Origin of the sequence: Nocardia pseudovaccinii, from assembly GCF_050942345.1 — a bacterium.
GTDB classification, from domain to species: Bacteria; Actinomycetota; Actinomycetes; order Mycobacteriales; family Mycobacteriaceae; genus Nocardia; species Nocardia pseudovaccinii.
The window spans coordinates 4,419,826-4,444,923 of sequence record NZ_CP192074.1 but is presented as its reverse complement, the minus strand read 5'-3'; the positions used below and the strand labels follow the sequence as shown (position 1 = coordinate 4,444,923).

26 protein-coding genes are annotated in these 25,098 nt (G+C 65.2%); 11 read left to right on the top strand and 15 right to left on the bottom strand.

What is annotated here, in order from left to right; all coding sequences use genetic code 11:
- Positions 1–58 precede the first annotated feature (58 nt).
- The 8 genes from ACQPZ2_RS19850 (at position 59) to ACQPZ2_RS19815 (ending at position 7,923) form a co-directional block, all read left to right on the top strand.
- Positions 59–802, top strand: coding sequence for a hypothetical protein (locus ACQPZ2_RS19850; RefSeq protein WP_433526905.1), 744 nt, complete (start codon positions 59–61; stop codon positions 800–802).
- Positions 799–1,548: a hypothetical protein gene (locus ACQPZ2_RS19845; RefSeq protein WP_433526904.1), complete on the top strand. Its 750-nt coding sequence runs from the start codon at positions 799–801 to the stop codon at positions 1,546–1,548. Before ACQPZ2_RS19850 ends, ACQPZ2_RS19845 begins: the two co-directional genes overlap by 4 nt.
- Positions 1,549–1,579: 31 nt before the next feature.
- Positions 1,580–2,188, top strand: coding sequence for a cytochrome c oxidase subunit 3 (locus tag ACQPZ2_RS19840; protein ID WP_433526903.1), 609 nt, complete (start codon positions 1,580–1,582; stop codon positions 2,186–2,188).
- 4 nt (positions 2,189–2,192) lie between these two features.
- Positions 2,193–2,468, top strand: coding sequence for a cytochrome C oxidase subunit IV family protein (locus ACQPZ2_RS19835; RefSeq protein ID WP_433526902.1), 276 nt, complete (start codon positions 2,193–2,195; stop codon positions 2,466–2,468).
- A gap of 255 nt (positions 2,469–2,723) precedes the next feature.
- Positions 2,724–3,701, top strand: coding sequence for a DUF4344 domain-containing metallopeptidase (locus tag ACQPZ2_RS19830; protein ID WP_433526901.1), 978 nt, complete (start codon positions 2,724–2,726; stop codon positions 3,699–3,701).
- Positions 3,702–3,731: 30 nt separating this feature from the next.
- The gene (locus ACQPZ2_RS19825; protein ID WP_433526900.1) at positions 3,732–4,523 is read left to right on the top strand and encodes a hypothetical protein; all 792 of its coding nucleotides are present in this window, start codon (positions 3,732–3,734) and stop codon (positions 4,521–4,523) included.
- A gap of 2 nt (positions 4,524–4,525) precedes the next feature.
- The gene (locus tag ACQPZ2_RS19820) at positions 4,526–6,367 is read left to right on the top strand and encodes a dynamin family protein (protein WP_433526899.1); all 1,842 of its coding nucleotides are present in this window, start codon (positions 4,526–4,528) and stop codon (positions 6,365–6,367) included.
- A 134-nt stretch (positions 6,368–6,501) separates the two neighbouring features.
- A complete protein-coding gene (locus ACQPZ2_RS19815) occupies positions 6,502–7,923 on the top strand; it encodes an Hsp70 family protein (RefSeq protein ID WP_433526898.1) in 1,422 nt (473 codons plus the stop codon).
- Between the two features lie 6 nt (positions 7,924–7,929).
- Here ACQPZ2_RS19815 and ACQPZ2_RS19810 read toward each other — a convergent pair whose 3' ends face one another.
- Positions 7,930–9,408: a dynamin family protein gene (locus ACQPZ2_RS19810; RefSeq protein ID WP_433526897.1), complete on the bottom strand. Its 1,479-nt coding sequence runs from the start codon at positions 9,406–9,408 to the stop codon at positions 7,930–7,932.
- A 547-nt stretch (positions 9,409–9,955) separates the two neighbouring features.
- On the opposite strand from ACQPZ2_RS19810, the gene ACQPZ2_RS19805 reads away from it, so the two are divergent.
- Positions 9,956–10,618: a S1 family peptidase gene (locus ACQPZ2_RS19805; RefSeq protein WP_433526896.1), complete on the top strand. Its 663-nt coding sequence runs from the start codon at positions 9,956–9,958 to the stop codon at positions 10,616–10,618.
- 21 nt (positions 10,619–10,639) lie between these two features.
- Here ACQPZ2_RS19805 and ACQPZ2_RS19800 read toward each other — a convergent pair whose 3' ends face one another.
- The 14 genes from ACQPZ2_RS19800 to ACQPZ2_RS19735 form a co-directional block, all read right to left on the bottom strand.
- Positions 10,640–11,332, bottom strand: coding sequence for an FHA domain-containing protein (locus tag ACQPZ2_RS19800; RefSeq protein WP_433526895.1), 693 nt, complete (start codon positions 11,330–11,332; stop codon positions 10,640–10,642).
- Between the two features lie 254 nt (positions 11,333–11,586).
- Entirely contained in the window at positions 11,587–13,218 is a 1,632-nt protein-coding gene (locus ACQPZ2_RS19795; protein ID WP_433526894.1) for a tetratricopeptide repeat protein, read from the bottom strand.
- Positions 13,215–15,035 carry a hypothetical protein gene (locus tag ACQPZ2_RS19790; protein WP_433526893.1) on the bottom strand — a complete coding sequence of 607 codons (1,821 nt, stop codon included), beginning with the start codon at positions 15,033–15,035 and terminating at the stop codon, positions 13,215–13,217. The genes ACQPZ2_RS19795 and ACQPZ2_RS19790 overlap by 4 nt, the downstream gene beginning before the upstream one ends.
- On the bottom strand, positions 15,032–16,324 hold the full coding sequence (locus ACQPZ2_RS19785; protein ID WP_433526892.1) for an ABC transporter substrate-binding protein: 1,293 nt from the start codon (positions 16,322–16,324) through the stop codon (positions 15,032–15,034). Before ACQPZ2_RS19785 ends, ACQPZ2_RS19790 begins: the two co-directional genes overlap by 4 nt.
- 52 nt (positions 16,325–16,376) lie before the next feature.
- Positions 16,377–16,667 carry a gas vesicle protein K gene (locus ACQPZ2_RS19780; protein ID WP_433526891.1) on the bottom strand — a complete coding sequence of 97 codons (291 nt, stop codon included), beginning with the start codon at positions 16,665–16,667 and terminating at the stop codon, positions 16,377–16,379.
- On the bottom strand, positions 16,660–16,896 hold the full coding sequence (locus tag ACQPZ2_RS19775) for a gas vesicle protein (RefSeq protein ID WP_433526890.1): 237 nt from the start codon (positions 16,894–16,896) through the stop codon (positions 16,660–16,662). Before ACQPZ2_RS19775 ends, ACQPZ2_RS19780 begins: the two co-directional genes overlap by 8 nt.
- Positions 16,893–17,687: a GvpL/GvpF family gas vesicle protein gene (locus ACQPZ2_RS19770; protein WP_433526889.1), complete on the bottom strand. Its 795-nt coding sequence runs from the start codon at positions 17,685–17,687 to the stop codon at positions 16,893–16,895. Before ACQPZ2_RS19770 ends, ACQPZ2_RS19775 begins: the two co-directional genes overlap by 4 nt.
- Positions 17,680–18,072, bottom strand: coding sequence for a gas vesicle protein (locus ACQPZ2_RS19765; RefSeq protein WP_433526888.1), 393 nt, complete (start codon positions 18,070–18,072; stop codon positions 17,680–17,682). The genes ACQPZ2_RS19770 and ACQPZ2_RS19765 overlap by 8 nt, the downstream gene beginning before the upstream one ends.
- Positions 18,069–18,395 (bottom strand): gas vesicle protein, encoded by a 327-nt coding sequence (locus tag ACQPZ2_RS19760; protein ID WP_433526887.1) that lies wholly within the window; start codon positions 18,393–18,395, stop codon positions 18,069–18,071. The genes ACQPZ2_RS19765 and ACQPZ2_RS19760 overlap by 4 nt, the downstream gene beginning before the upstream one ends.
- A 14-nt stretch (positions 18,396–18,409) precedes the next feature.
- The gene (locus tag ACQPZ2_RS19755) at positions 18,410–18,667 is read right to left on the bottom strand and encodes a gas vesicle protein GvpG (RefSeq protein ID WP_433526886.1); all 258 of its coding nucleotides are present in this window, start codon (positions 18,665–18,667) and stop codon (positions 18,410–18,412) included.
- Between the two features lie 3 nt (positions 18,668–18,670).
- On the bottom strand, positions 18,671–19,429 hold the full coding sequence (locus ACQPZ2_RS19750; RefSeq protein ID WP_433526885.1) for a GvpL/GvpF family gas vesicle protein: 759 nt from the start codon (positions 19,427–19,429) through the stop codon (positions 18,671–18,673).
- A complete protein-coding gene (gvpJ, locus tag ACQPZ2_RS19745; protein WP_433526884.1) occupies positions 19,429–19,833 on the bottom strand; it encodes a gas vesicle protein GvpJ in 405 nt (134 codons plus the stop codon). The genes ACQPZ2_RS19750 and gvpJ overlap by 1 nt, the downstream gene beginning before the upstream one ends.
- Entirely contained in the window at positions 19,830–20,975 is a 1,146-nt protein-coding gene (locus ACQPZ2_RS19740; protein WP_433526883.1) for an SRPBCC family protein, read from the bottom strand. The genes gvpJ and ACQPZ2_RS19740 overlap by 4 nt, the downstream gene beginning before the upstream one ends.
- Before the next feature lie 5 nt (positions 20,976–20,980).
- Positions 20,981–21,625 (bottom strand): hypothetical protein, encoded by a 645-nt coding sequence (locus ACQPZ2_RS19735; RefSeq protein WP_433526882.1) that lies wholly within the window; start codon positions 21,623–21,625, stop codon positions 20,981–20,983.
- 659 nt (positions 21,626–22,284) lie between these two features.
- Between ACQPZ2_RS19735 and ACQPZ2_RS19730 the strand changes: the two genes are divergently transcribed.
- Entirely contained in the window at positions 22,285–23,484 is a 1,200-nt protein-coding gene (locus ACQPZ2_RS19730; RefSeq protein ID WP_433526881.1) for a PucR family transcriptional regulator, read from the top strand.
- 155 nt (positions 23,485–23,639) lie between these two features.
- Complete coding sequence (lpdA, locus tag ACQPZ2_RS19725; protein ID WP_433526880.1) at positions 23,640–25,094, top strand: dihydrolipoyl dehydrogenase; 1,455 nt, start codon at positions 23,640–23,642, stop codon at positions 25,092–25,094.
- Positions 25,095–25,098 lie beyond the last annotated feature (4 nt).

The window sequence follows — 25,098 nt, the reverse complement described above, 5'->3', positions numbered from 1 at the left end:
CGGACCGCCGCGTCGCTCGGATCGACCAGGTTGCAAGACATTTCGAATCAAGGGCGTTATGCAGACCATCGCTGAACCGGAACCAACCCCCGCCGCCACCACAGTGACAGCACAGCGGATCGGTCTATGGCTCCTGCCGGGTTTCGGAGCCGTGCTGCTGATCGCGTTCTTGGCATTTCCCGGGTTCTTCCCGCCCATGTCACCGGAGCTGACCGCCGACCAGGTGGCCGATTTCTACCGGCAGCACACCGCGATGATCCGGTTCAGCATGATCACTTACAACCTCTGCGGGATCATGCTGATCCCGTTCTTCACGGTGATCGTCGTCCAGATGAAGCGCATGGCAACGCCGAGTCAGGTACTCGCCTACAGCTACCTGGCCGCAGTGGTCACCGGCGCGACACTGTTCGCGATCGCCGATATCTTCTGGCTCGTCGCGGCGTTCCGGGCCGAACGCGACCCGCAGCTCGTCCAACTGTTGAACGACCTGGCCTGGCTGACATTCACCGCACCGGTCGGCATGCTCGTCGCCGAGGGAGTCTGCCTGGCGCTGGCCATCTACCTCGACCGCCAGCCTCGGCCGATCTTCCCGCGCTGGGTGGCACATTTCAGCCTGATCGTCGCCCTCGCGATGACGCCGTCGGCCTGCTCGGTCATCTTCCGCAGCGGCCCGCTGGCCTGGAACGGCGTGGTGTCGTTCTGGCTGCGGATCGTCGCCTTCGGCCTCTACCTCGCCGTGATGTTCTTCGTCGTCCGTGCTGCCGTCGCGCGCCAAGCCGCCGAACAAGGGGCCGCGCGATGACCACCGCGGGTACGGCACCGGCCGCGATCGCCCCGAGCAGTACCCGAAACCGCAAGACCGACCTGTGGATCTGCTGGTGGTCGATACCGATCTTCTACAACATATTCGGGCTGATCTTCGTCCCACTCACCCGGGTGATGCCACCACCGCGACCCGATATCACCACCGCGCAGATCGTCGAATTCTTTCAGGATCACTCGCTGACCATACGAATCGGTTTCGCGCTGCTGATGGCGGTCATCGGGTTCACCGGACTGGCCAACGGCTTGATCGCCTACCAGATGAGGCGGATGTCGGTCAGCCCGGTATTCGCCTACGCCTATATCGCCGCACTGGCCGTCGGCGCGATCCCGGGGTGCTTATTCGCCGCATTCGCCTTCCTGGCGGCCACCTTCCGGCCCGACCGCGACCCACAGCTGGTCGCCATGCTGTACGACGTCGGCCTGCTGTCGTTCGTCGGCTCATTGGGCTGCTTCGCCACCCAATGCATGGTGCTGGCCCTGGCGATCTTCCTCGACCACAACGGCATTTTCCCCAAATGGCTTGCCTACATATCGATTTGGATGATCGTCACCGAAATCCTCGCCGCCCCGGTGTGGGTTTTCCGATCGGGCACGCTGGCATGGAACGGCGCCATCAGTTTCTGGCTGGGCACTGCGATATTCGTCGGTTGGGAGATATCCATGATCGTCCTGCTCTACCGGGCGATCAAGAATCAGCCTGCCGATGAACAGGTGCAGGACTGACCCGGCGCGATATCGAACAGGACCACACGCCATGACGGATACCGACCGAACCACCGACGACGGGTCCGCCGTCGGCAGCCTCGACCGACGGCCGAGCACACACCTGCCCGGCGACATCGACATGTGGATCTTCGTGCTCGGCGACCTGATCATCTTCGGGATCTATTTCCTCATCTTCCTGGTCGACCGCGACCGGCACCGCGACCTCTTCCTGGAATCCCAGCAACACCTCAGCCTGAACATCGGATTCGTGAACACGCTGGTGCTGATCACCAGCTCCTGGCTCATCGCACGAGCCGTAATCGCCGCGCGCGCAGGTGATCTCGACCGGTCACGGCAGCTGGTCATCTCCGGCGGCGCCTGCGGGGTGCTGTTCATCCTGATCAAGGCATACGAATGGACCGTGGAAGTCGGACGAGGAATGACGTTCCCGCACAACGACTTTTTCATGTACTACTACATGCTGACCGGCATCCACGTATTCCACGTCGGGCTCGGGCTCGTATTCCTGGCCGTCGTCTACGTCCAACTCCGCAAACCGCACCGCCGGATATCGCTGGTCGAGGCCGGAGCCGTCTATTGGCACATGGTGGACCTGCTCTGGCTCATCATCTTCGCCCTCGTATACGTGATGAGGTGACGCGATGAATCCGACAGCCGCCGCACGGATCACCTACGTCTGGGCGATCCTGTGCGTGATCACCCTGCTCTCATGGTTGCTGGGCCACACCGACCACACCGCCCGGCCGACCGCCGACACATCGATCACAGTCGCCGTGTTGACCATGGCAGTCATCAAGGGGCGACTCGTCATCCAGTACTTCATGGAAGTACGCACCGGTCCGCGGTGGCTGCGCCTTTTCAGCGATATCTGGCTGCTCACCTTCTGGGCTGCGGCGCTGGCCATATACCTGTACTGACCGGGACATCGGCGCGGCGAGCGCACCGAAGCGGTCATTTGGTTACACGGCAGCAATGCCGCTTCCGCCTGTCGGCGCGATCGAGAAATCTAGGATAAGCGGCTCAACGACTTACCGATGACCTCGGCGAACACACCGGGCCGAGACGGCGCTTCAACGATGCGAAGAAAACTCAACATGCCGAACACACGAGCTTGCTACCATTTAGCAATCATCGCGTAGCGGGCGCCCTGCGACTTGGAGAGGCGTATTGCAATGATTCCCAAATGGTGTCGATGGGCCGGGGCTGTGGCCATACTGGCCGCGGCGACCACGGCATGTTCATCGGACAAAGACAGCAAGCCGGCGTCGCAGGCAACGACAAGCGCCGCAACTACGAGCAAGGTCGCGGACACCGGAAAGTTCGTGCCCAAGTACGAGCGAGCGATGGCTTCGGACCTTGCCAAAGAAGGCAAGCAGGCCATTCAAGACAACAAGGTCCTCGAAGAGCTTACCGATGCCCTCGGGGCGATGTACAAGCTACCCAAGGACATTCCTGTCATCGCCAAGGAATGTGGCGAGTTCAACGCGTACTGGGACCCGAAGAACCAGTCGTTGACCCTCTGTTACGAGATGTTCGCGGTCGCCGAGCGATATGCGAAGCTGCAGGCTGCGGAACCTGCGAATACAAATGTTATGGGAACTACTGACATTTTCAACCTTTACTTCGACGGCGTAACTCGCATGATCACCTTCCACGAGTCCGCACACATGGCGATCAACCTGTATTCACTGCCCGCGACAGGACGCGAAGAGGACTCCGCGGACCAACTCGGCGCCCTGGTCCTATTGACCATCCCCGGTCGCCTCGGTGCCGGTAGCGTAGCCGCGGCGTCCGACTTCTGGATGGATATCTCCGACGATCCCGCAAGTCTCGATGCGCGCTCCTTCGCCGACGAACACTCGCTCAACCAGGTACGCGCCTACAACCTGGTGTGTTGGGCCTATGGCTCCCAACCCAACGTGCTCGACATACTCGTGAACAAACCGGGCGAGCCAGAGAAAAGGGGCTTCCTGCCGTATCAGCGCGCCGCCACGTGTCCCGACGAATACAACAGAATGAAGGCCGCGTGGCAGACCCTGCTGAATCCTTACATCAAGACCGGCCTCGGCGCCCCCGCCACAGCCAGCGGTACCCCGAGTGCGACCCCTTCTGCTACGACTCAAACGCAATCAACCACTCCTACACGCTAGGCGAGTCGTCTTCCCGCTGTCGCTACGACAATGGACGCGGTTGACGTCGCAGGCAGCCACAGCGTTCACCTTCGGGGCGAATGCCTGCCTCCAAGGGTGTGGGTTTGCTCCACCTCAGGTGTCTATTTCCTGTCGTCGTATGCCCGGACCATAGATCACGAGCCATTGGTACCGGGAAGTCCAGACGTGGATCGGCCCATCCACTATTCGACGACAGAGACCCATGGAGGGCGAAAATTGTCACAGGAAAACCCATTCGAAGACATCATGAACCAGCTCGGCGGAGCCGCGGGTTGCGGTGGCGCCACGACGGATCCGCAGGATACGACGACACAGCTGAGCCAGGGATTCGACGACATCATGAATCAGCTGGGCGGGATTCCCGGTCTCGAACAGCCGCAGGGGCCGATTGAAATTCCCGGCCTCGAGCTGCCGGTTGACCAGCAACCGGCGGATCAGCAGCAAGCACCCGCAGATCAGCAACAGCCCGTCGATCAGCAGGCACCTGTCGACCAGCAAGCACCCGCCGACCAGCAACCGATCGACCTGCAGTTCCCCATGGACCAACAGCCACCCGCCGACCAGCAACAGCCCGTCGATCAGCAAGCACCCGTCGACCAGCAACAGCCCGTCGACCAGCAGGCACCCATGGATCAGCAACCGATCGACGATATGTCCATCGACGACGGCCTGCCGCCCGATGACGTCTACAACACGGGATCCGACGGCCTCGGCATGGGCGCTGGGACGGAAGACATGTTTTCCGAGGGGCCCCTGGCCGATATCGGTGACACCATCGCCGACGCCATGGACATGTTCTGAGCATGCGAGCCGATCAACTACCGACGGGCAAATCGGCCGCTGCCGTTCCGCCCCTGTTCGATTGGTTGATCCGACTCGCACAGTCGGCGGACCGGGAAGACCTGCTCGGCACCCTCCAATCCATGCGACGCCGATCCGCCGACGCTGCCATGCGGGTCGCCGTTGTCGGATTGCGTCAGCAGGGCAAGAGCCAGCTGATCAACGCCCTGCTGAACGAGCAGGTCTGCGTAGTCGGTGACCGTCGAGCCACCTCGGTGGTCACCGTCGTCCGGCACGCCGACGAACCGGTCGCGCAGCTCGTCGTCGAGATGCCGCACGCCGAAACTCCCGTCGCGGCCGCACTGCCATTCGGTGAGTTGCAATCCGATCTGGCGAAGTCCGCGCATGCACGAGGCGGCCAGGTGGTGTGCGCGGAAGTCGGCATCGATACCGCGACGCTGCCGAATGGTCTGGCCCTCATCGACACTCCAGGTGTCGGCGGCATCGGCCAGCGGCATGTCCCGCGAGTATTGAACGAGGTGGCGCTGGCGGACGCCGTCATCATCGTCACCGACGCCAGCCAAGAGTTCACCGAACCCGAATTTCGGTTCGTGCAGCAGGTGATCGGCCTGTGCCCGGCGGCCGTCATCGCGTTGACCAAGGTCGACATCTACCCCGAATGGCGCCGAATCGCGGACGCCGACAGGCGTCACCTCGCCGATGCCGGGGTCGGCTGCCGAATCATTCCGGTTTCGTCGACGCTGCGCGGCCACGCGGTGCGCCTGCGCGACAAGGAACTCAATGCCGAATCCGGCTATCCCGACCTGCTCGCGTTCCTGCGCACCGAGGGTCTCGCCGACATCGCAACCAAGCGGCGCCTCCGCATAGCGCGGGATATCGAGTCTGTCGCGCACCATCTGACCGTGCCGTTCGAGGCGGAATTGAATGCCTTGCGGGACCCAGGATTCCAGCAGCGAATGGCCGAGGAGTTGAAGGCGCGCAAGGAAATATCGAACGCGCAGGCGAAGTCGGCGCGGTCGTGGCAGCAGGTATTGACCGACGGTGTCGCGGACCTCAATTCCGAGATCGACCACGACCTTCGGGAACGGCTGCGCAGCATCAACAAGCACATCGAGTCCGAGCTCGCGGACGGCGATCCGGACAAGAAATGGCCGGTACTGACCGAGTGGGTGCAGGAAGAGGTGAGCGCCGCGGTCGGCGACAATTTCGTCTGGGCATACCAATCCGCTCAGGCACTGGCCGAGCGGGTGGCGGCATCGTTCGCGGTGGATGGCGACGGCGTCGATCTTCCGGTGCTCGAGGCCATCTGCGAGGGCGACCTGATCGACCCACGGCTGCAGATCGGTGAGCTGCGCGATATGAAGGTTTCGCTGGCAGACCGCGGCCTGACCGCGGTTCGCAGTGGCTACAGCGGCGCGATGATGATCGGCATGGGCGCCACCATGGTCGGCGCGGCGATGATGAACCCGATCACGATCGGAGCCGGGGTCGTGATCGGCGTGAAGGCCTACCAGCAGGACCGCGCCGGACGACTGGCCCGCCGCCGCAACATCGCTCAGCTCACACTCCGAAAGTACGTCGACGACGTGTCCTTCCAGGTGCACAAGCTCTCCCGTGACCGCCTCCGGAATATGCAGCGGGAGCTGCGCGATCACTTCAAGGAATCTGCCGAGCAAGCCTTGGCGTCACTGCAGAGTTCGATGAAGGCAGCACAGGACGCAGCAGGCATGGAGCGGGTCGCGCGGGAAAAACGTGCGGCCGAGGTCGAGCAGAATTTGGCCGCGCTGGCCAGAGTTCGCGAAGGCGCTGCCCGGCTGCGGGCCGTGCAGTCGCAGCGAACGTAGCCGATTCCACCTTGGGTGAGCGAACCTCACCCCATGCGGGGTCCGGTTCACCACTTGGGGATATGGCCGACGATCCGTCTGTGCAGGAGATTTATAAGCGCAAATCCCCAGCGACCATCCATCGAGAGGTGTGCATGTCCGGCAGTCTTGGCATCAAGATCGGCACGGCCGATTTCGTCACCGCAGCTGACGCGGCGTCCGGAGGTTCCGAGCGGCGCGCCCCACGTCCCCAGACGACCCAGCACCAGGCGACGTTGATCATGCCCCAGGGCATGGCGCCGACGCTGTCTCCGATCGGCAGCGGTACCCGTCCGGCGCACATGGGCCTGGTGGTCACCGGGTTCGTGGACCGCGTCGGCGACCCGATCGATCTCGTCGCCGCCGACGGTTCCGCCCATCGGCCGGAAAAGCTCGTCGCCAGCGCCGTCCAGTACCTGACGCGGTATTCGGCCGGTGTGTTCGCCGGGCCTCCCACCATCGCGGCGACGTACCCCAGCTACTGGCAGCCACAGGGCGTGCAGGCGCTGCGCGAGGCGCTCGACCGGATGGACATGGCCGGTGTGGCACTCGTCGACGAGGTCGGATCGATTCTCGCTCGGGTCGAGTCGACGCGTGGGCTGCCTTCGGACGGCGCCGTTGTGGTGTACGACCTCGGCGGCAACGGCCTCAGCGTCTCGATGGCCCGCGGTACCGAACAGATCGGCAGAACTGTCCGGAGCACGGAATTCGGTGGCAAGCACATCGATGACGCCATCTTGCGGCACGTTCTCCGAGGCCTGGCCGGGGAACTCGGAGACATCGATCTCGCGGCCCCCGCCATGCTGGCGCCACTGAACGAACTGCGGCTGCGCGGCCGGCAGGCCAAGGAGACGCTTTCCACCGAAACCGCCGCGGTGATCGAGGTGGAGCTGGGACCCGTGCGTCACGACGTGCGACTTGTCCGCTCCGAGCTCGAGGATCTGATCAGAGAGCAGGTTGTCGAGTCCGCCGGACTTGTCCGAGAAGCCCTGCGCACCAACGACATCGATGCCGGGGATGTACGAGCGGTAGTGCTGGCAGGTGGGTCGTCGGCAACCCCACTCGTCGCCGAGGTGTTGTCCGCGGAGTTGCACGTTCCGGTAATAGCCGAACCCGATCCCGGCCTTACCTCGGCGAATGGCGCTGCTCTGCTGGCGCGTTCTTCGGTAAGTGCCGCCCCATCGGCACCGGTGCCGCCGCCATCGATGCCGATACCCGCTACCCCGCCGCAAGCCCCGGAACCGCCTCGGTCCGACGAGCCGGTCGCGAGCACGCCGCCGGTGGCCATCGCATCCGCGGATCCGGTGGCGCCGGAATCAACCGGAGGTCGCAAAAAGGTCGGCAGTCGACGTCGTAGACAAGCACTTCTCGCAGCGGCGGCGATTGCCACGCTTGCCGCGGTGACCATCGGAATTGTTACGCACACCGCACCGAAGACGGAGCCGCAGCCCGCGGTAACCGAGCAGGTTACCGACACGCCTTCACCTGCTGCGACAACCACCACGCAACTCCCGTACCCGACCAGGCATGTTTCATAAGCGGTTCTATCGAACGCCTCGCCGCAACTCGCTCAGCACACCCTCGGCGCTGCGGGCCGCCACAATGCAGGCATTGGCGGTGAACTGATCCGCCAGTGGGTGTTCGGCCCGGGATCGCCATCGTCTGATCTCCGCCAATGCGACGTCCTGGCCCACGCCCGCGACCGCGAACGGTTCGATTCCCAAGCGTTCGGCCGGTCCGGTCCCGTGACCGCCGATCACCCGTTGCAGATCGGTGAGTTCTTGTTCGGACAACACTGTCTCGGTCGAGCGGAGCCGACTGAGGAGTCGGAGTTCTTCGAAGCCGTGCACATTCGCGAGCAGCGTCGCGACTTCCCGGCCGAGCGGTGCGGCCTGCGCGGCCGGTTCGACGCCGAATATCTGCCGCAGCATCAGCAGCGCGGTATGTGCCTTCAATTCGTCCGCCCGCTGGCCGAACTGAATGTCGATGATGCGCTCGAGTTCGCCGATGCCGCTGCGTGCGATCAATTCGTCGACCAGAGCCGCCGAATCGCTGGTCCCGGACCGTAATCGATTCAGTGCCATGCCGATTCCGAATGGCCCCAGACGTCTGACGAGGTGCTGTCGCGCCACGGAATCAATCGGCAGATAGTCGGCTCGCTGGAATCGGTCGGCCGAGAGCATGGCCAATTCCAGGTCGGCCGGTGCGACCGTGGCAAGCTGACGAAGAGCCACGAACTCGCTCTGTCGAAGTGTTTTCGCGGTAAAGGCGAGCAAACCCGCAACCGGTACGGCTGCCTGGCACAGACCCGTCGTTTCCAATTCGCGCGTGAAGTCTTTGGCGGCCGCGCGGGCGGAGTGCATCGCGTCCGGACGGCCCGCGCCGAGTTCGTCTGCCCGCGAGAGAACACCGACGATTCCGAGCGGACCGGCGTTGCCGCCGACGTGCTCGCCGATCTGACGAATCAGTGCGAGGTCGGAATCGTCGAGCGAACGAAACAGATAGACCACCGCATCGGCTCCGGCAGAGCCGGTGTCCGGAGTCAGCAACCGCAGTGTGCGCGCGGACACCTCCCTCGACAATGACGTGGTTCCGGGTGTGTCGATGATCGTGGTGCGTGCGAGGCGGGGCACCGGCCAGTCGACGTCGATTCGATCGACCTGCGCGGCCATAAGCTTGCCGAGGTCGAATGTCAGACCACCCTCGGCTCGCTGTATCGGTACATACTCGGCCCGGCCGCCCGCGAGCCGGGCGACGACCGTCGGCGTGGCACCGTGCCGGTACCAGGTCACGACGCGGGTGCATTCGGTGGCGTCGGTCGGGGCGATATCTTGGCCGACCAGGGCGTTGAGCAGTGTCGACTTTCCGGCTTTGACGGCACCGGCCAATGCGAGCCGCAGCGGTTCGTGCAGCCGTCGCGCGCCCTCTTCGAGGCGGTCGGTAGCGGCACGGTTACCGGAATAGACGCGACGGGCGGCCTCGATGATTCTGTCGACCCTGGCGATCGGCGCCGCGGTGTTCATATCGGCGCTCGGGTAACCCGCGTGGTTTCACCCATACCGAACATCATCGCGCCACCGAATCCGCAGCGCGTGCCTAACACTTCTTTATCTGCGATGACGTGCTCCGACGGACCGAGGCGGCGGCTCGCGTCAGCGAGGTGTGAGTGTTTCCAACCCGGGGGATGATGATCTTCCGCGCACTCTACGAGAAGAGTTGGTGGTGTTCATCTGCGGGAAGCCTTCGACGGATGAGGGCGTCCCTGAAGCTCAGTTGAAGGAAACCATCATGAACAGCACCAAGATTCGCGCAGCCGTAGCAGCGGCAGCGCTCGCGCCGATGCTTGCTCTCGGGTCAGGCGTTGCTACCGCCGCTCCCGCCCCGGCCGCTCCCCCGGCGCCTGTCCAAGTGGCACCGGCCTCCGAACAACTCCCGCCGCAGGTCGAACCTGCCATTTTGTGGTGGAACCCATTCCTGTGGTGGGTCTGCTTCGTACCGCCGATCTTCCCCTTCGGTACGGGCATCTGCCTCGCATAACCCGATAGTTGCAGCTCAGCGATTGGATCGGACATGTTCAGGAAGCTCGCGAGGGCTGCGGCTGTGCTCGCAGCATGCGCAGCGTCGGCCGGGGTGCAAGTAGGCACTGCGCATGCCGCGGACCCGTCGGTACTTGGCGGCGGTTCCGGCATTATCGTCGACGACCAGGGCGTCTGCACGCTCACCACGATCGGGCACGATGTCGCGGGTCGGCTGGTCGGGCTCACCGCAGGCCATTGCGGTGACGCGGGTACCACGGTGGTAGCCGAAGCCAACCGGGACGCAGGCGTCGTGGGCACCTTCGCATACGCGAACAGCGATATGGACTACGCCGTCATCGTGTTCGATCCGGACAAGGTCGTACCCGTGAACCGCGTGGGCAATACGACGATTACCGGATTGGGCGGTCCGGCGCAGTTCCCGGACGTCGCGTGCAAGGAGGGCTATACCACGGGCCAGACCTGTGGACTGGCCTACGGAGATGTGTATCAAACCAACACTTGGACCTGGACGCAGATCTGCGTCCTTCCGGGTGACTCCGGCGGCCCGGTCGTGGTCGGCACGACGCTCGTAGGCATGGTGAACGGATACCTGAGGGTGCCGTGTCTGGGGCCGCAACTCGGCGCGAATATTGCCGCCATCATGGACGACGTCGATGCGCGCGGTGGGATCGGAGCGGGTTTCCGCCCGATCTAGCTGTATCACCGCACATTCCAGCTATCGCCCGTGGTGATTGACGATCACGCCGCTGTCGAGTGCGCGCTCGACCAGAAACATGCGTTTTTTGTTCGGTGGGAAGGATTCGACGTCGAATATTTTGAACAGCGCCCGCATGTGGGTCTTCACCGTGGCGACGCTCAGACAGAGATCGTGCGCGATCTGCCAGTTCGATGCGGGGTAGGTGAAGCCGGTCTCAGCGTCGTACGGGCGACATAGCGCCTCGAGAATCAGATACTGAGCGTCGGTCAACGCGGTCCGGGCCGGCAGACCGGTCTGGGCGATCGTTCGTTCATCCGCGGATGGGTGCCCGTCTGTGAAGATGAATACCGATTTCCCGAGCCGGATCGTATCGCCGGACTCGAGTTTGCGATATCCGCCGACGCGCTCGCCGTTGACGAAGGTCCCGTTTGTCGACAGCCCGTTATCGATGACGACCCAGCAGTCGCTCACCCGCTTGATTATGGCGTGCAGACGCGAGACGGTCGCGTCGGCGGCCACGGTGATGTCGGCTGCCTCCGAGCGTCCGATTGTCATCCCGTTTGTGTCGTGATCGAGTGGAATCTCGCGCCAATTTCCATAGCCGATCCGCTGGGACAGCGTGCCACCACCGGCTGACCGATGCCGCGCATGCTCGCCTGCGTCTGGATACGGTCCGTGACGCAGTGCCTGTTGTCCGTATGACGTGGACATGATGCGTCTTTCCCGATCCGAGGTACGTCATGAACTGCGGGCACCGATTTATAGGATCAGAATGCGCCCTCCGAGCCGCCTACTGTAAGAATTCAACTAATTTGGTATACGGAGTGGGGGTTTGATCGTTCCCGAGGCCTCATTTTGGTAAATATTCCGGAATACCAATACGGCGCACCGGTGTCGGGGTTGATCGTTCGGTCGCAACTCTTCCAGGAGGGACGCCAACTGCCGAGCACGCGTCGGTGACCCGGCTATTGCGGATCCGGGGCGGGCAGCGGCCAGCGATCCACGGTGTGCAGTGTCGAACCGGCTTGGCGCGCATAGTGTTCGGCGTGCAGGGCGGCGGGGTGCAGGCGGCGGGCGGCGGCCAGCCAGCCACCGGCCTGCCGGAGAACTTCGGCGCGGGTGAGCGCAGGGTTGTTACCCAGCAGCAGACCACCGTGTTCGGGGGCGATTACGACGGCCGATCCGAGGTGTTGCAGGCAGCGGCCGATACCGAGATCGTCTTCGAGCCCGCGGTAGGCGGTGAGAGCGCGTTGCCAATGCCGAAGGGCCCGGCGGGGTTCACCGCGGGTCCACCAGAGGACGCCGAGTGTTTCGCGTGTCTGGGCACGGCCATCGGGGTCGCGACCGTCGCGGGTCAAGGATTCGGCCAATTCCAGGCGGTCCTGGGCAGCGTCCAGCCGACCCTGATGTAAGTGGACGACGGCCAGGTTGATCAGCGCGCACACCACTGCGGCCAGATCCGCACGCGGCAGCAACCACCAGGCGGCTTCCAGTTGTTCGGCCGACTCGGACAGCACGGTCGGACTCGGCGGAGCGGTTTCGAGTCGATGCAGCGCGGTGTAGTGCGACCAGCGCGCGGACAGACTGGTGGACAGGGCGCGTGGCCGATATTTCGGCGGCCGTCGACGTAGTCTGCCCGCCCGGAGCGCGGCCAGCTCGCTACGCAGCGGGAAATCGTCGGTGTCGGTGAATTCGCACAGCGCCTGCGCTACGCCGTAGGCATTCTCGGGTAGGCCCTTCCGGGCATACCAGACGTCGAGGGCGTCCGCGATTCTGGCGAGTTCGTGTACCGCCGCGGTCGGAAGCCGCGTTCCCGGATCCGGGAAGAGCGTGCGCAGATACTCTCCTTCCGCTTCGAACCAGCGTCGCGCCCCCTTGGCGAAACGAACCGTTTCCAAGGCGATCGCCCAGCGGCTGGCCCGGTCCGCGTAGTAGTGCAACAGTGCGGACAGCGCCGCCCGCCAATGTGGTCCGCGGACGACCTCCGCGGTGAGTGGCAGCCGCGGGACCTTGCGCAGGCAATATCGGTCGGCGCCGAGATAGTCGACGACTCCGCGCACCTCGAGGTCGGCCAGCAATAGGGTCGCGGTGCGCCCGTCGGGCGCGGAATCCGGGGGCAACCGGGTCGGCGCCTCGAGGATCGCAGACAGCACCGCGAGCAGAGCGGCTGTCTCGAATTCCTGAACCGGCAGTTCGCGCAAGGCCGCGAGGATGGGATCGTGATCGAGTTCGGAAAGCTGCCGCGGCGGATCAGGACAGTTTCTGGCGTCGACGAAGCGTACCGGCTCGCCCGGTTCGACGAGTTCCGCGATCAGGGCGAGTTCCCTTTCGGTGCGCACTCTTTCGCGAAAGCTGTCGATGCGTCGGTAAGCCACATATGCACCGGCGCCCAGCACGGCGACGATGGCGAGTCCGCGCAGCAACCCGCCGATCACCTTGACGACATCGCTGTCGCCGAGCGAGTTGACCACGATATTGCGACCGAGTTCGAGTACCAGCGCCCACGCGACGACCTCCGCGGTGCCGAGCACGCCTTCCCAGATCGACGAGCGCGGCGTGCTCTCCTGCGGCGCCTCGTATCCGCGTGGCGCCGTCACGACAGCGTCCCGCCGGTCAGTCCCGGTACCAGCCAGCGCCGCCACGTGGCAAGCAACAGCAGCACGGGCAGCACGGCCGACAACAGCGACCCGGCTGCCAATTCCGCGGCGTTCTCGTTGAATTGCCGTGCCTCGCCCCACAGCAGCAGCGACCAGGGGCTGGCACCCGCGCCGTTCATCATCAGACCGATGAAGAAGTCGTTCCACACCTGGATGAATTCCAGTACCGCGACCGCCACCACGGCTGGGCCCGCCGATGCCAGCAGCCGCCGCGTCACGGTTCCCGGACTGGCCAGCCCGTGCAACGCCGCATCGGCCGGAGTGTCCGGCGGGGCCAGCATCGCACCGCGCAGAATCAGGATCGCGATCGGCAATCCCGCGGCGGCGTGCACGAAGATCAACGGAATCCTGGTGCCGGACAGGTTGAACGTGTCGATGAACCTATCGAGGGAACCGAGGTAGCTCTGCGCGGGCAGCACCGACAGGACGACCAGGGAGACCACCGCGATCCGCGAGATCACACCCTCTTGACGCCCCGCGGCCAGTCGATGCGCCACCGGAAGTGCGGCCGCCACCACGACGATCGTCGCCAACCCGGCCACCAGCAACGTCGTCTGCCATGCCGCACGGAAGGATTCGTCGCGCCACATGCCGGTGAGTGCGGAAAGCCCGAATCCCTTGGGGCCGTTCAGGCAAACGGCGATCAGCACCAGGATCGGCACCAACGCGAACAGCGACACCGCGGCGATCCCGATCGCGCGCATCGGACCGATGCGGCGACTGGCATCCACCGGCGGCGAAACCGCCGCGTAGGTCTGCCCGCCGCGCTGCCCGCGCACGCCGGTCCGCGGCAGCCAGGCCACGAAGCCGACCAGCACCGCCAACGGCAACGCGTACGCCGCGGCGACACCCGCGCCGGGATCGCCGTCGGTGGCCAGTCGCCACCACTGCACGGTCGCACTGTCGAGCTGATACTGCATCGAACCGGGTACCCCGATCAGCACCACATCGAAGACCCTTGCCGCGGCCACCGCGACGACCAATCCGAGGATGAGCAGGATCGGACGCACCAGCTCCAGCAGTCGCAGCAGCGGGAAACGCTTTCCCTGCCCGTGCAGATAGCCCGACCGCACCGGATCCGCCTCGATGGCACGGATATCGGCACGCAACAAGCCGGTCAGGAAGCCCAGCCAGGTCCACAGAAACGCCGAACCGAGCATCAGCGCGAACCAGATCCGGTACCCGCCAACGCTTTCGATGCCGAACCGAGCGGCGAGATATTGGAAGATTATCCGGAAGGCGACACCCGAGACGAATGCCGAGATACCGAACGGCACGATCAACGGCGCCCACAACCTGCGCGAATCGCGTGACAGCCAGGCGATGCCGACGGCGACGAGCAGCAGGACCAGACCGAAGACGACCCACAGTATGGTCAGCAGGTACGCCCATCGTCCGTCCCCAGCCAGGGCGTCGGCGAGCGACCAGAGCCCCAGCGCGATGAGCACGGCGCAAACCGCCAGCACCGACCGGAGTGCCCGGCTCGGCGATCCACGCCTGCGGATCAGGGTGAAGGCAACGGCACCACAGGCAACCAGCATGCAGGAGAACACGATTCGCGGACGCGCGGGCACCGCGATCGCCACCGTCCACACCGCGGGCGCCACCAGCAATGCCGCGATCAACCCGACCGCCAGCAGACCCGCCCAACCGAGCCAGCGATGCGGCCGCCCGCCCGGTATGAGTGGGCCGCGCATCCGGCGAGTCGCGAGCTCGATGCGCAATCCGTTGGCACGGAAGTCGGCGACACCCGTCATCGGCGGCTCCGCTCGAATCCGTCCAGTGCGGCGATCGCGCGATCGATCGCGGCATCCGGCCGCTCGGCGGCACCGTCACCGATCGCGACGAGAAAGTCGGTCAGTATGCGCCACAACCCGTTACGGCCGCCTACCGCTCCCAGTTGATCGGACAGATCGAACGCGCTCCACGGGCTCTGCGAACGCGCGATCGGTTCCAGCAGTGCCGAATAGCGCACGGTGGTACGGGTATTCGGGGCGATGAAGCCGCCGTCGCCCTGAATCCAGGGCAGCGGCGCCTCCGGCGCGGCGAGCGCCGCCAACACCTCATCGGCGCGCGAGCCTGCGTATCCGGTCACCACCATGACGTCGCCGCCCACAATCCGTGGCCGTTCACCACCGAGGCCGGTGACCGGGAACGGTGCGATGCCGACCACCTCCTCCGGCCGTCGCCCTGAGGCTCGAAGGCTTTCGCGGACAACGGGTTCGGCGAAATCCGGGGCGATCACCATGGCGGCGCGGCGGTGCTCGAACACCTCTCGAATCGCGTCCGGGAACTGACGGGTCAACGCCACCGCGACGCCACCGGCGATGGCATGCCGTCGGCCCCACAGCCGGGCGAGATTTCCGAACGTCGCGCGCACGGCAGGCCGGTCCCAGACGCGATCCTGCGTGGGGGTCGTCAAATCGTCGTAGGTGCGCGGCGATTCGGCGCGCAGCACATTCTCGAAGACATCGGTCAGTACCCAGCCGTCCGCCGCGGCGAGGGCCAGCAAACGGATCGGTGTGCCCGCCAGCACCTCGATCCGGTCGACCCAATCCGCGATCGTCCAATCGGCGGGGTCGCCGAGATGGTACTTGTCGACGGTCTGCCGGTCGTACCAGACCAGCGACTTGTCGGCGGCCTTGAACGGCACCCCGTACGGTCTTCCGTTGTGGTACAACAGCTGTCGCCACAACTCGGGATACCGCGCCCCTTGGTCGTCGGTCCACAGCGCATCGGGAACCGGCCGGAGCTTACCGTCGTCGACCAGTGCGCGAACCTGACCGGCCTGCGGCAGCAGCACGATATCCGGCGCCGACTTCCCGCCCGCGCTGAACGCGGTACCGACCTCGTCGCCCATCGGAATCACATCCACCGATCGCGCGAACGGCATCGGCGCCAGCACCTTCCGGAAGGCGGCCAGCTCCGCCCCGCTCCACGACACGCCGATCCGGATCGACGCCGAATCGCCCCACAACAGCTGCGGCGCACACGCGGCCAACGGCAGCACCCAACCCGCTTGCAGCAAAGCTCTTCTCGTCCCCATGCTCCCCCAACAGAGCGATGATGGTGTCGCCGAGGATTATTGCATCACACTGCTAGTCGGGAAGAAGCTTTCCCAAGGGACCCAGGTCGATATTGAGATCTTCTGGGGTGAGGCCGAAATGGTCGCGCAGTTCCTCCATGCGTTGTTCGAGCAGCATCAGGGTGGTGCCGATGCGTTCGATCTGGGTCTCCGTCAGCTCGCCGTCGTCCACGCGCCGCAGTGCCTGCCGTTCCATCAGTTGCCGCAGCAGCTCCACCAGTGTGAGCACCAGCGTGACAAGTCCGCGCTCGACGGACTCGGGGTCGGTATCGATGCGCGGTGGAATGCCACCGAATTCAGCCATCTCGGGGCGGTTCCAGTTCAGGGTGTGCCGCTGTGGACTCGATCGAGGAGGCGGACAGCGTACTGATGGATGAGACGAGGGCCCGCAGCGAGATCGCGACCAGGTCTACGTCCGCGATGGCCAGCCTGATGTCGCCGGTGATGATTACCCCATTGGCCAGCACTCGATCCAAGAGATCGACGAGCGCGACCCGGCGCTCGCCGTCGACGCTCTGGTCGGCGGGTCTCATATCGGCTCCTGCTCCACACCCGCGAAGGAGTACGGCGGCCAAGGACCGGTGATTTCGAGCCGGATACCGGGCAATTCCTTGCCGAGTTCGTCCACGGTCGCGGCGAAGTCACCGGCGTCATCGTCATCGACCAGATAGGTACCGTTGAGCACCATCCAGTCGCGGCGTCCGCTCAGCGCCGGATCCGTCGCTGCTTGGCGGCGCCCCGCCGCGGAGTGACGAACCAAACGCGCGTGGATCTCCTCGGCCCGCTCTGCCGCGTCGCGCTCCACAGTTTCCTGTGCCGACAGTTCCGCGCGGCGACGGGCCAGATAGGCTGTGCCCCTGCCCTTTCCGCTCCCCGTGCTCGCGGCCCCGGCATCGGCCACCGCGGCGGTGAGGGCGGCGCGGTCGGTGTATGCCTTCACGCCCCACTCGGTGCGGCCGGTCACCAGGGTCAGGGCTGCGGTGAAGTCCGCATGCCTCGCGTCGAGCAACTCACGCACGCGGTCGTCATCGAGAAAGACAGTGGCCAGGCGCAGCGGGACGGTCGGGCCGCGGCGCACCAATGCCGATACGACGGCATCGTGCGCCCGTGCCGTCGCCGCGAGCCAGTCCAGATCCTCCAAGTTCCGGCGTAGGGCCTGCTCCCCGAATACCGCGAGCGGCACCGATCCCACGAACGCCGCCAGCACATCCGAGACCACCGTGCGTATCGGCTCGCCCGAGACGCCGGTGATCGAGCCCAGCCCCGCCGCGGCGTCGGTGGCGCGAGTCACCGCGTACAGCCAGACGCCGACCTCGTCAGTCACGCCGCCTCGATTCCTTGGCCTCGCGGCGGCCTTCGAGAGATTGCGGGACCCCTCGTGCGGCTTCGAGTTCGGCGATGCGGTCGCGCAGTTCCCGGTTCTCCAGTTCGAGGTCGTGATCCTGCCGCTCGAGAGTGCGGGCCTTGCTGTTGAGCCAGGGGTCGGTCTCCCACCAGTCGATGCCGACCGCCTTGGCCGTCTCCAAGGACGCGATGACCAACCGCAACTTGATCGTGAGCAGTTCGATGTCGAGCAGATTCACCTGAATGTCGCCCGCGATCACCAAACCCTTGTCGAGCACCCGTTCGAGGATGTCGGCGAGATTCGTCGACTGATGTCCGCCACCGTACGGCTGCGGTACCGACGACTCGCCTCCGACCACCGTCATCGTCGGTTTCTTTCGCCGATATCGGTGCTGCCGCGGTGGTAGCGCTTGATTCTGCGGTAGGCCAGCAGATTTCCGTCCAGATCGAGTTCGAGCTCGTAGAGGGCCAGCATGTCCCCCGATGAGGGGATACGGCGATCCTCGAGCACCTCCATCTCGACCAGCCATCCGTCCTCGATCGGCTCCATGGAGGTGACTCCCTCCACGTGCTTCGAGGTCAGTTCCACGAGGATCTCGATTGCCGCGGCCGAGGCCTGCGCCGCGGTGATGGGGGGCGGTTCGTCCGACGCCGAGTCGACATCCTCGGGGTTTTCTGGAGTGGTCATGCGTGCCACGCGAATCACTCCTTCCGGTTGGTCGCCTTCGTGCCGCCTGCGGGCCGGAGCCTGCGATCGAGCACGGCCCGCTGCGCTTGTTTCCGCTCTTCTTCGGACAGGCGACCGGCTGTCGCGGCCGCATCGATCTCCTCGAGTTCGCGTCGCACTGTCGCGGGATCCTGTAGCTGCTGCTCAACCTGATCCTGGATCAATTCGCCCAGCCAGATCACGCCGCGCACCGGGGCGAGGGGCAATGAGAAGATCGCTGAGACCAGACCCATGGTTCAGCTCTCGGGTGCCTGCTTCATCACGAAGTCATAGGCCGCCATCGGTCCGAGCAGAGTCAGTTCGACGCGGTCGTCCCAGTCCCTGGCAAGCCGGCCCAGCACATCCTCGAGATCGCCTTGCCGACCGCTGTCGAGCAGAACCGCGATGTGCACCGCGTCCTCCTCATGGGTGGGCTGGCGCTGGTTGACGAGCGGATCGAACTCCTCGAGTTCGGAAATCACCCGGCGCGTGTCCTCGGCGCGTTTGGCTTCGATCGCCTGATTGATCATTTCGCCCAGTGCGATTCGGGCATCGCGGGTGGCGTCTTCGGGTTTGTCGTGGATCTCCTCGCGTAGCCGGGCGACTTCGGCGTTCTCGTCGACGAGTTCACGCAGCACGGCATTCTCGACGTAGCGTCCCTTGATCACGAACTGCGCACGGCCCTCCAGTTCCTGCAGCGCGGCGCGGAACTCGTCCTCGTGTTCGCCGAGCAACTCGTTCTCCACCGCCTCCTCATCGGTCATTACCGCGCCGAAGCGCAGCGGCAGCACCGGGACCACAGCCGCCGACTCGTCCAGCAGCTTGGCGTGCGCGGCAAGGTCATCGGGCTCGCCGAGCGGGTGATCGGTGGCGATGTCACTGACCAGCGCGGCGATCTCGCCGTGCCGCACCACCGCGACATCGCTCGGGGGATCGCCGATACCACTGGCATGCGGCTGCGGCTCCACATCGGCGGGCACGATGCCGTAGACGTATATGGCGTGGGCGGTAGCCATCATTCCTCCCTGCGCCGCGAGGACCGGGGTGCCGTTTGGCGCTTGTCCTCGACGTCGTCGAGGAAGCTCTTGACTTTCTCGCCCGCCGCCTCGAGCGCACCCTTCGTCTTGTGCTTGCTCGCGCCTTCGGTGACGTCGCCGACGATATCGGTCAAGCCCTTGGGTTCACTGGTGGAAATTTCGAGCCGGTTGACCGCCTCGGCAAAGCGCAGATACGTGTCGACGCTGGCCACCACGACTCGGGCGTCGATGGTCACCAGTTCGATGCCGACCAACGACACGCGCGCGAACGCGTCGATAACCAGTCCTTTGTCCAGAATCGTGTCGACAACGTCGGCAAGGCTGGAGGAATTCGGGCGCGCCATTGTGCCGGTTCCGCCACCACCCGCGGGTTCGATGGTCATGCTCGTGCTCCGCTCCTGCTCGACCGGCGGGCCGCTGTGGTGCGGCGCTTAGTGCCCGACCGACGGCGAGGCGGCGCGGGCTGCTTGCCCTCGTCTTGCTCCTCCTCGTCGAACTCGTCGGATTCGTCTTCGGGTCCGAGTTCCTCTTGTTCTTGATCTTCGTTGTCCGCGGTACCGGCTTCGGCGTTCTCCTCTTCCTCCTCCTCGCGCCGTGCGGTCTCGTCGTCCTTGACGACCTTGCTGTCGTGGATCTCGCCGTGCCAGCCCACGATGTCATCCGGATGCAGCACGGCCTCCGTCATGACGTGCCGCTCGAATTGCTTGAGTTCCAGACGACACCGGCGACCGGCCGCGCGCCACAAATTGGCCGTCTTCTCGAAGACCCCGTTGGGTTGGTACTCGAGCACCACGAGGATGCGAGTGAGACCCGGCGTGATCTCGTGAAAGCTCACCGCGCCGTCGATATACCCCTTGGCGCCTGACGAACGCCAGACGATTCGTTCGTAGGGCACCTGCTCGAGGATCGTGGATTTCCAAGTCCGCCTGGACCAGAACACCTTGCCGGTCCAGGTGAGTTTCTCGTCGGAGTCCTGCTCGACCTGCTCGATCTTCTTCGTGAACTTCGGAAAGTCCGAGAACTGGGTCCACTGGTCGTAGGCCAGCTCGATCGGAACGCCGAGATCGAGCTGCTCGACGATATTGGTCGGTTTGCGCTTCTTGCCGCCCCCTTTACCCTTGCCGCCGGTTATCGACTCCTTGACCGTTTCGAAGTTGTCGCGGACGGAGTGCTTCAACTTGCCCATGCCCGCACTCATCGCCGCTTGCAGCGGCGATGCGCCTTGGCTGAGTTTTTCCACTCCCGTTATCGCGGAAAGTAGATTTCCCCCGCCGTCTTCAGCGTAGTGATTCAGCCGGTCGGCGGTCTTCGATACCGTGCCCGAGAGCCCGGAGGCCGCGCGTGCGGCCAGGGTTGCGGTGAGATTCTGCACCGATTCCTGCAGGGGGCTGGTCGGAACAGCTTGTTGGGCCTTCCTCTGGATAGTCGATCCCGCCCCGGTCGCGGCCTTGGTGGCCCGGCCAGCGGAGGAGGCGGCCTTCTTGCCGACTCCGGCCGTCGTATCACGCAATGTCTTGGCCGCCATCGGCCTCATCTCCTCGTGCGTCGCACGGGCGCTTCGTCGGCTTCATCGGCATCGACGCGACTGCGGCGTCGGCGGGCCGAGGGAGGCTTACGCTCGCCGGAGCCGGGTGCCCGGTCCGAAGTCCGGGAGCCCGTCCGACGTGTTGCCGTCCGCGTCCGGCGGGCCAGCGGCCGCGCGCTGGTCCGCTCGGAGTCGTCGTATTCGTCTCGGGTTCGACCGGAATCGTCCTCGTCGTACTCGTCCTCGGCGCCTTCGTCGTCCTCGGCCGGTTCTTCCTCGGCCAGTTCGTCCTCGAGCAGTTCATCCTCGTCCGAATCCGGCTCGTCCGACTCGGCTCGGTCACGCTCCGATTCGGGTATCGCACCCTGCTGCAACCGGGCGTTGAGCGCGTCGATGCGGTTGCTCGCGGCGGTAACCGCGGCCGAGCGCACAGCGCCTATCAACTCACCCTTGACGGTATCGGTGAGCTGGGTCAGCTCCGGCGATGATTTGAGCAACGATGTCCCGCGCTCGAGCAGATCCCCTGGCGTTCCCCCCGACCGCCTCGCCATTGCCGCACCCGCCAGCGCCAACGCCAACCGCATCTTGCGCGTGCGCCCCAGCACGTACCCGATGCCCACCCCTATGGCAATTCTTACTCCACCTTTCACGGCTCACTCCTTGCTCGCCTCGATACCCAAACGCATCAGCGAAGCCCGGACGTCCGAGATACGACGCCCCAGAGTGGGATAGATCGGGACGCAGAATATTTGGCAAACTTCAGCGTATTCCTGGTTACCGGATAGGTCTATGGGTGCGGCCAGCGAGAAGCGGTCCAGGTGGATGTCAGTGCTGCCCGAAGCAGGACCGTCGATAGTGCACCGGCGTTGTTCCGGTTGATTCGCTTCTGGTGACGCCGCTGGATCAACCCGGCCCTGACAGGCACCGCGGCAGCCCCGACCACGACCAGCGCCAGGTCCAGGTCCAGTGCATCAAGGTCGACCGTCGCCGATGAACTCCGCCTCGATCACTCCGACGCCAGCCGCTTGGTCCGCGATGCCGTCGCCACTGGTTAACCTCACCTGCGCCGACTCCGCTAACGACCGGCGACGAGTGGAACCGAAACTCACCGACAACGGTCGAGACCTGCTCGCCGGATCCGGCGCCTTGCAATGGCGATGCTTCGATCAACTCAACGCGTCGCAACCGCCGCCGCTTACCTGCAGCGCCTGGCCGACGAGATCACGACCTGCCCTGAGCCGGTCGACGAAATCTCTTGGGACGGTGTCGCATATCCACGCCGCAACGGCACTGAGTAGCGTCGACTGGTATGGCTACACCCCAGCATCCGGTCGCTACGGCGGGTACACGGAAGTTGGCCGCGGCCTGCCGGGCGGAGATTCCAGTGCTGACCCGGCGGTTGCTGTCGGCGATTTTCACCGATAACCCGGAGTGGACGGATTACACCTCGGTGCCGCGCAAGGAGTTGCGAGAAGGCTGTCGGCAATATCTGACCCGGATCTTGGATCTGCTGGGCGGGGCGGCGACCGATCCCGAACACGATGATGTGGCCGCGGCGATAGGCAGGCATCGCGCTGCGCAGGCGGTGCCGTTGGAGGCGATGTTGCGCACGTTCCGCCTCGGCGGCGGGATCGTCTGGGAGGCGTTGCTGGACAAGGCCGAGGCGATCGACGCGCGGGAGGTCCGCGAGGCGGGTACCGCGATGTGGACGGTGATCGATGGGATGTCCTCGGCGTTGGTCACGTCGTATCGCAATGCCGAACTCGAACAGGTGCGCCACGACGAACGCCGCAGGCACGCGCTGATCGAGGATCTGCTCGCCGGGCGCGCGCACGATGCGACGTTCGCCGCGCGGGCGGCGCGCGAGCTGAACTTGCCCGCCCAGGGTGCCTATCTGGTGGTCGCGGTCCGCGGCGGTGAGGGACGGCCGTTGCGCGCGGGTGCCGAAACCGCGTTGGGCGCGTTGGGGATTCGGTCGGTATGGCATGACCGGGTGGATGCCACGATCGGCCTGGTGTCGCTGGCCCGTCACGACAGCGCTAGCGTGCTGGCTCATCTCCGTCTTCAGATACGCGGACTGGCTGGTGCCTCCCCCGCTGTCGCGGGACTCGCGGATGTCGATACCGCGCACGCGCTCGCTCTCGTCGCGATGCAGACAATGCCCTGGGACGCAACGGGATTGGTCGCCTTGGACGAGCGTTATCCGGAAGCGCTGCTGGTCCGCTCGCCGGACCTGACCGAACTGCTGGTCACCCGAGCCCTTGGCCCGGTGCTGGCGCTCCCGGTCAAAGAGCGTGACTCGCTGCTGCACACCCTTGCGGTGTGGCTGGCGGAGAACTGCTCGGCCGCCAATGCCGCGCCGCTGCTGCATTGCCACCGCAACACCGTGATCAACCGGCTGCAACGCATCTCGACCCTGCTCGGTCGTCCGCTCGACGGACAACGCTCCTATCTGGAGCTCTCGCTCGCGCTCGCGGCGCTGCGACTCGGCGAGTCAGAGTATCGATAGACATCCGTGGAATTGTGCTCAGCGCCCATTTTCGAGACCGATTTCCTGGGCTTCGGAGTGATTGTCTGTGCGCTGGGTGGTGACCAGACTCGTCGATGATGACTCGCGCCATACCCGTGCCGAGTCGAAATCGTTCGAGACGAGGAGCACCACGAGTGCCGGACTTCGATCTGTTGGTGGTCGGCGGCGGCCCCGGCGGTTATGTGGCCGCCATCCGCGCGGCCCAGCACGGCTTGACGGTCGCCTTGGTGGAGAAGGAACGGCCAGGCGGGGTCTGCCTGAACTGGGGCTGCATTCCGACCAAGGCGATGCTGCGATCCGCGGAGGTTTTCCAGACTGTCAGCGCCGCAGCGGATTTCGGTGTCCACGCCGACAATGTGCGATTCGACTTCGCCGCTGTGCGCCAGCGCAAGGACGGCATCGTCAAGGAGCTCACCGACGGTGTCGCGGGTTTGCTCGCGGCCAACGGCGTGACGGTCATCGAGGGCCATGCCCGGTTCATCGATCCCACCACCGTCGAGGTGCACGAGGTGGGTTCCTCCCCCGTCGGTCCGCAAGGCCCGCGCTACGCCGCCGCCCCGACCACGCCGATCCGGCGGGTCAGTGCGCGCGATGTGATCATCGCGACCGGCTCGGTGCCCGCTCGGCTGCCGATTCCCGGTGCCGACCTGCCCGGCGTGATCACCTCCGACGGCGCGTTCGGGTTGACCGAGGTGCCCGAGCGGCTGGTGGTCATCGGCGGCAGCGCGGTCGGCGCCGAATGGGCCAGTCTGTTCGCCACCTTCGGCGCCGAGGTCACGATCGTCGAAATGCAGGACCGGCTCGTTCCCGCGGAGGACGCCGACATCGGGACCGCGCTGGGCCGCTCCTTCGGTAAGCGCGGCATTGCGGTGCTCACCGGATCGACAGTGAAATCCATTGCACGAGAGTCGAATCGGACACTGCGAGTGGCCGTCGGCGGCTCACAGGAGCGCGAGGTCGATGCCGACGTGGTGCTGGTCGGTGTCGGTCGGCGTCCCAACACCGCCGACCTCGGCTTGGACATTGCCGCGATCGCCACCGACGACCGCGGATTCATCACCGTCGACGAGCAATTGCGAACCGGTACCGCGCACGTGTACGCCATCGGCGACGTCACCGGTCGGGCGCTGCTCGCCCACGTAGCCTCCCACCAAGGCCTCACCGCCGCCGACGTGATCGCCGGACATCAGGCACATATCGATTACACGGTGATCCCCGCGGCCACCTTCACTCATCCGGAGATCGCCAGCGTCGGACTCACCGAGGCCGCCGCCCGCGCCGCCGGGCACGAGGTGATCACCGCGCGCTTCCCGTTCGCGGCCCTCGGTCGAGCCAAAACCTTCGGGGAGACCGAGGGATTCGTGAAAATTGTCGCCGGGCAACAGCATCAGGAAATCCTCGGTGTGCACATCATCGGGCCCTCGGCCAGCGACCTGATCACCGAAGGCGCGCTGGCGATTTCGCTCGAGGCGACGCTCGACGAACTGGCCGACACCATCCACGCCCACCCGACCCTCGGCGAGATCGGCATGGAGGCGGCGCTGGCCGGACTCGGACTGCCCGTACACATCGCGCCACGCAAACGCTGAGGAG

Bases quoted from the DNA above. Each gene is read 5' to 3' on its own strand.
- ACQPZ2_RS19850 (WP_433526905.1), top strand. From the start codon at position 59: ATGCAGACCATCGCTGAACCGGAACCAACCCCCGCCGCCACCACAGTG.
- ACQPZ2_RS19845 (WP_433526904.1), top strand. From the start codon at position 799: ATGACCACCGCGGGTACGGCACCGGCCGCGATCGCCCCGAGCAGTACC.
- ACQPZ2_RS19840 (WP_433526903.1), top strand. From the start codon at position 1,580: ATGACGGATACCGACCGAACCACCGACGACGGGTCCGCCGTCGGCAGC.
- ACQPZ2_RS19835 (WP_433526902.1), top strand. From the start codon at position 2,193: ATGAATCCGACAGCCGCCGCACGGATCACCTACGTCTGGGCGATCCTG.
- ACQPZ2_RS19830 (WP_433526901.1), top strand. From the start codon at position 2,724: ATGATTCCCAAATGGTGTCGATGGGCCGGGGCTGTGGCCATACTGGCC.
- ACQPZ2_RS19825 (WP_433526900.1), top strand. From the start codon at position 3,732: ATGGACGCGGTTGACGTCGCAGGCAGCCACAGCGTTCACCTTCGGGGC.
- ACQPZ2_RS19820 (WP_433526899.1), top strand. From the start codon at position 4,526: ATGCGAGCCGATCAACTACCGACGGGCAAATCGGCCGCTGCCGTTCCG.
- ACQPZ2_RS19815 (WP_433526898.1), top strand. From the start codon at position 6,502: ATGTCCGGCAGTCTTGGCATCAAGATCGGCACGGCCGATTTCGTCACC.
- ACQPZ2_RS19810 (WP_433526897.1), bottom strand. From the start codon at position 9,408: ATGAACACCGCGGCGCCGATCGCCAGGGTCGACAGAATCATCGAGGCC.
- ACQPZ2_RS19805 (WP_433526896.1), top strand. From the start codon at position 9,956: ATGTTCAGGAAGCTCGCGAGGGCTGCGGCTGTGCTCGCAGCATGCGCA.
- ACQPZ2_RS19800 (WP_433526895.1), bottom strand. From the start codon at position 11,332: ATGTCCACGTCATACGGACAACAGGCACTGCGTCACGGACCGTATCCA.
- ACQPZ2_RS19790 (WP_433526893.1), bottom strand. From the start codon at position 15,035: ATGACGGGTGTCGCCGACTTCCGTGCCAACGGATTGCGCATCGAGCTC.
- ACQPZ2_RS19785 (WP_433526892.1), bottom strand. From the start codon at position 16,324: ATGGGGACGAGAAGAGCTTTGCTGCAAGCGGGTTGGGTGCTGCCGTTG.
- ACQPZ2_RS19780 (WP_433526891.1), bottom strand. From the start codon at position 16,667: ATGGCTGAATTCGGTGGCATTCCACCGCGCATCGATACCGACCCCGAG.
- ACQPZ2_RS19775 (WP_433526890.1), bottom strand. From the start codon at position 16,896: ATGAGACCCGCCGACCAGAGCGTCGACGGCGAGCGCCGGGTCGCGCTC.
- ACQPZ2_RS19765 (WP_433526888.1), bottom strand. From the start codon at position 18,072: ATGACGGTGGTCGGAGGCGAGTCGTCGGTACCGCAGCCGTACGGTGGC.
- ACQPZ2_RS19760 (WP_433526887.1), bottom strand. From the start codon at position 18,395: ATGACCACTCCAGAAAACCCCGAGGATGTCGACTCGGCGTCGGACGAA.
- ACQPZ2_RS19755 (WP_433526886.1), bottom strand. From the start codon at position 18,667: ATGGGTCTGGTCTCAGCGATCTTCTCATTGCCCCTCGCCCCGGTGCGC.
- ACQPZ2_RS19750 (WP_433526885.1), bottom strand. From the start codon at position 19,429: ATGGCTACCGCCCACGCCATATACGTCTACGGCATCGTGCCCGCCGAT.
- gvpJ (WP_433526884.1), bottom strand. From the start codon at position 19,833: ATGACCATCGAACCCGCGGGTGGTGGCGGAACCGGCACAATGGCGCGC.
- ACQPZ2_RS19740 (WP_433526883.1), bottom strand. From the start codon at position 20,975: ATGGCGGCCAAGACATTGCGTGATACGACGGCCGGAGTCGGCAAGAAG.
- ACQPZ2_RS19730 (WP_433526881.1), top strand. From the start codon at position 22,285: ATGGCTACACCCCAGCATCCGGTCGCTACGGCGGGTACACGGAAGTTG.